Raw genomic sequence first — 996 nt, forward strand, 5'->3', positions numbered from 1 at the left:
AACCCATGTTATATTGCACAAGATAAAAATATATCATCATGAACAATAAAACTGTCTGCTTACATAAACAGTAATACAAGGGGTGTTATGAGCCATATTCAACGGGAAACGTCTTGCTCGAGGCCGCGATTAAATTCCAACCTGGATGCTGATTTATATGGGTATAGATGGGCTCGCGATAATGTCGGGCAATCAGGTGCGACAATCTATCGATTGTATGGGAAGCCCAATGCGCCAGAGTTGTTTCTGAAACATGGCAAAGGTAGCGTTGCCAATGATGTTACAGATGAGATGGTCAGACTAAACTGGCTGACGGCATTTATGCCTCTTCCGACCATCAAGCATTTTATCCGTACTCCTGATGATGCATGGTTACTCACCACTGCGATCCCCGGGAAAACAGCATTCCAGGTATTAGAAGAATATCCTGATTCAGGTGAAAATATTGTTGATGCGCTGGCAGTGTTCCTGCGCCGGTTGCATTCGATTCCTGTTTGTAATTGTCCTTTTAACAGCGATCGCGTATTTCGTCTCGCTCAGGCGCAATCACGAATGAATAACGGTTTGGTTGATGCTAGTGATTTTGATGACGAGCGTAATGGCTGGCCTGTTGAACAAGTCTGGAAAGAAATGCATAAGCTTTTGCCATTCTCACCGGATTCAGTCGTCACTCATGGTGATTTCTCACTTGATAACCTTATTTTTGACGAGGGGAAATTAATAGGTTGTATTGATGTTGGACGAGTCGGAATCGCAGACCGATACCAGGATCTTGCCATCCTATGGAACTGCCTCGGTGAGTTTTCTCCTTCATTACAGAAACGGCTTTTTCAAAAATATGGTATTGATAATCCTGATATGAATAAATTGCAGTTTCATTTGATGCTCGATGAGTTTTTCTGATAGTTAGTCTTTGTAGAGACACAAACCTGAAATTCCGGACACCGCGCTTCAGGACATCTCCCTGGACGCCGATATCTGGCAGTATCCGGACGG

1 protein-coding gene is annotated in these 996 nt (G+C 43.7%); it reads left to right on the forward strand.

Going from position 1 to position 996, the window contains the following annotated elements:
• The first annotated feature begins 87 nt into the window (after window positions 1-87).
• A complete protein-coding gene (locus MHY08_RS11580) occupies window positions 88-903 on the forward strand; it encodes an aminoglycoside O-phosphotransferase APH(3')-Ia (RefSeq protein ID WP_000018326.1) in 816 nt (271 codons plus the stop codon).
• The last annotated feature ends 93 nt before the right edge of the window (window positions 904-996 follow it).

The sequence above is a fragment of the Corynebacterium sp. ACRPJ genome (assembly GCF_022347345.1).
GTDB lineage: Bacteria > Actinomycetota > Actinomycetes > Mycobacteriales > Mycobacteriaceae > Corynebacterium > Corynebacterium tuberculostearicum_D.